The sequence below is a fragment of the Verrucomicrobiota bacterium genome, assembly GCA_016871535.1.
In the GTDB taxonomy this organism is placed as follows: Bacteria; Verrucomicrobiota; Verrucomicrobiia; order Limisphaerales; family SIBE01; genus VHCZ01.
This window is the reverse complement of the sequence record VHCZ01000400.1, coordinates 1-3,597: the sequence shown is the minus strand read 5'-3', so window position 1 is coordinate 3,597 and position 3,597 is coordinate 1. Positions and strand designations below refer to the sequence as shown.

Annotated in this window: 2 protein-coding genes; one reads left to right on the top strand and one right to left on the bottom strand. The window is 61.2% G+C overall.

Annotated features, from left to right (window positions below):
* Positions 1-181: 181 nt before the first annotated feature.
* Positions 182-1,609 carry a polynucleotide adenylyltransferase gene (locus FJ398_26745; GenBank protein MBM3841481.1) on the top strand — a complete coding sequence of 476 codons (1,428 nt, stop codon included), beginning with the start codon at positions 182-184 and terminating at the stop codon, positions 1,607-1,609.
* A gap of 297 nt (positions 1,610-1,906) precedes the next feature.
* On the opposite strand, the gene FJ398_26740 is transcribed toward FJ398_26745, so the two are convergent.
* Complete coding sequence (locus FJ398_26740; GenBank protein ID MBM3841480.1) at positions 1,907-3,436, bottom strand: hypothetical protein; 1,530 nt, start codon at positions 3,434-3,436, stop codon at positions 1,907-1,909.
* Between the last annotated feature and the right edge of the window lie 161 nt (positions 3,437-3,597).

Sequence of the window (3,597 nt, the reverse complement as noted above, 5' to 3'; positions counted from 1 at the left end):
TTGGAGACCGCACGAAAGGTGCGCTCTCTCTCGTCGAGACCCCATCAACCGGAGAGCCGGATGCGGGAAATCCGTCCGTCCGGTTCGGAGGGAGGGGTGACGCTCGTGTGTCATCCCTACCCCTATCAAATTTCTGCCTGTTGTTGCCGAGCGCCGCAAACTGTGGCTCATTCTGGCTTCGATGAACTTCATTGCACCGGACGAACTCTCCCAAATCCTGGCGGGCACGCCGGAATTGAGGGCGGCGCATTACGTCGGCGGCTGTGTGCGGGACTGGCTGCTGGACATTCCCAACAAGGATTTCGACGTCGAGGTTTTTGGGATCGGCTACGACAGATTGGTGGCCGCGCTGTCGCGTTGGGGGAGGCCCGACCTGGTGGGAAAATCATTCGGCGTCGTGAAGCTGACGACCACTCGCGGTTCCACGTTCGACTTCAGCATTCCCCGCCGCGACTCCAAAGTCGCGCCCGGCCACAAAGGTTTTGAAATCACTTTCGATCCGGGGATTTCCTTGAAGGAAGCTGCCGCCCGCCGGGATTTTACGATCAACGCGCTCCTGTTCGATCCGCGAACCCGGCAGGTGTTGGATTTTTTCGGCGGAGAAGCGGATTTGAAGAACCGGATTTTGCGCCACACGAGCGAAGCTTTCGCCGAAGATCCGCTGCGCGTGTTGCGCGGCATGCAATTCGCCTCCCGGTTCAACCTGGCGCCTGCGCCAGAGACGGTCGCGCTCTGCCGCAGGATGAAAGGAAGCTACGGCGAACTGGCTAGCGAACGCGTGCGCGAGGAATGGTTCAAGTGGGCCGGCCAAAGCGCGGTCCCGTCCGCGGGTTTGAAGTTTCTGGCGGCGACGGAATGGATCGAGCATTTCCCGGAATTGAACGCCTTGCGCGGCGTGCCGCAGGAACCGGACTGGCATCCGGAAGGCGACGTGTTCGTGCACACGTGCCACTGCTGCGACGCGCTGGTCCGCCAGGCGGGCTGGCAGCAAGCGGATCCGGAGTCGAGAATCGTCTTCCTGCTCGCAGTCCTGGCGCACGATTTTGGGAAACCTTCCACGACGATGCGCGCGCGCAAGGACGGGAGAATGCGCATCGTGTCGCCCGGCCACGAGGAGGCGGGCGGCCCGCTCGCGGAGCAATTCCTGCGGCGGATCAACGCGCCGCAAGCGATCCGCGACCGGGTGCTGCCGCTCGTGGCCAACCATCTCGCGCATTTGCAGACGATCACGGATCGCTCCGTGCGCCGGCTCGCCAAACGGCTGGAACCGGAATCGATCGAGCACCTCTGTTTGATCATCACGGCCGACGCGATGGGCCGGCCTCCGAAACCGCAGACCGTTCCGGAAGGCGCGCTGGAATTGCAGGCCAGGGCTGCCGCGCTGAAGGTCCAGACCCACGCGCCGAAACCGATCCTGATGGGGCGGCACCTGATCGAACTCGGTTGGAAACCGGGGCCGGCACTTGGGTCCATCGTCAAGCAGGCTTACGAAGCGCAACTGGAGGGGAAGTTCGCCGATCTGCCGCAAGCCTTCGCGTGGCTCGGACAACAGGAGACAATTCCACTGCCGGACGATGTGCGGGCCAGGCTGGCAGTTGCTTCGCCGTAGAGACCGAAAAGTTCAATAGCCTCTGTTGACTTTGTTCCCTCCTGTTCGGAACGAAGCCGGTCATTGGTTTCAACAAGAGGGCACAGAGAAAACAGAGCCAAAGCACAGTCAGACCTCGCAAGACAGTAGATTCTCCTTTCATGCCGACTCCTGTTTGCCCACACAATGTAGCCCTTCTGGCAAAGCTTCGGGCACTACTGCTCGGTCCGTGGGATAGACTTTCAACGTTGTAACGATTCGGCTGCGGCTCTGCCTGGCTTTGCCGCGCTGCGTTCCCCGCGGCTAAACTAAACTAAACTAATCCGCGTTGGCTTTGCTCAACAGGTCCGCCCAGAATTTCTCGGCCTTTTCGTGGTAGGCCAGCACTTCGGCGCGCTGGGACGAGTTGTCCAACTTCACCCGCTGCCGGCGTTCGCGGACCCAGTCCAGAAAGAACTGCGCGGAAGTTCGGCTCACGCGGCGTTTGGCCTCTCCGATCTCCACGTAGAATGGCGCGGTGGAGGCGAACCGGAACGTGTTCGTGTTGTCCGCAATTGCGCGCACCAGGAACCAGCCGCTCTCGTTGAATCTCAGCTTCCCGATCCTCCCGGTTTTCCTCCATTCCTCGAACGAAACGCGCTGCTCGACCCGGCCGTTCTTGACGACCTCGAGACCAGAGATCGGATCGCGCGTGGTCAACTCAGCTTTGATCTCGAGGTTCACTTCCTTCCCCTTTCGCGCGGAGAAAACGCTGCCGGGAAGTTTGCCGTTGGCGCGGCATCGAAGGAGCGGCCCGTTCGACACGAACGACCGCCCGGCGCGCAAGCCCTCCCACCATTTGTCGTAATCGAGTTTCTTGCCGAGATAAACATAGACGCGATTATAGCCCACCGGATTGGGCAGCACGCCGGACGCGCTGCCGGCGGAGGGCGGGAGGCGCAAGCCGCAGTTCAAAATGTGATAGTAAATCTCCTGGGTCCAGAGGCCGTTCCCGCGTGGCGGCGGCAAACGCTGCGTGTCCCTGGGCTTGCCCCAGGCTTCCGAGACGTACATTTGGTCGCGGCACATGTGATTGTTCGCGAGGCCGATCGAATCCGCCTGGCCGCTCGCCAGCCACGTCGGCACATCCCACCAAAACGGCTTTTCGATATCGACCCACGCGCCGGCGTGCTGGCGAGCTTGCGCCAGGAATTGCATGGGCGACGGATACTCGCGTTGCGCAGCCGTGATCGGCAGCGGTTGCTTGAGGTTGAAGAAAAGCAGCGCTCCGCCTTCGCGTTCGTCTTCGCCGCCCATGACTTCATAGAACCGATTCTCGCCAAAGCGGACGCGCAATTTTTCCGGCGGACGATTGGTCGCCCACAGATTTCGGTTGTTCCACCACGTGATGACCGGCGCCACGTGCAAATCCTCGGCGGCCATCAACAACTCAATGTCCTGGACGGGGCGGTGCACATGGAGTTCGCCGGACCACCAGCCTTCGCCCGCCAGGTCCGCCAGGCGACTCAACTGGAATCCCCAATCTGATTCGGTCCGCTCGCGAACCTGAAGCGTCCCGCTGGCCACGCTGTATTCCGGGCCGCGTTCGATCTCGCAGGTGTAATTTCCCACCGGCAATTCAAGCCGGACCTTACCCGGACAAACAAAATGATCGCGAAAGAAAGGCAACTCCGGAGCGCGCACTGGCTTTCCGCCGGCGTCCTTCAAGTGGATGCGGCAAGGCACTTGTTTTCCGCTGCCGCGTTCCGTAACCGTGATCGTGACGGGAGCCGTTTGTTGAGCCTGAAGCGAAGCGATGGCGACGCACCAAAAGCAAAGAGCCGAGGAAGTGGTTCGCAATAAGTTCATAGGTAATTCTTCACCGCGCGGAATCTCTCACCTGTTACTGCTTGGTCCGCGGGATGGACGACAAAGCTCGTAGCGCAGAGTTGCACTCTGCCGTATCGCAGAATTGTATTCTGCGGGGCGTCTCCCAGTCCGAGCACGCTGGGACTTGCCGGCGCCCTGCC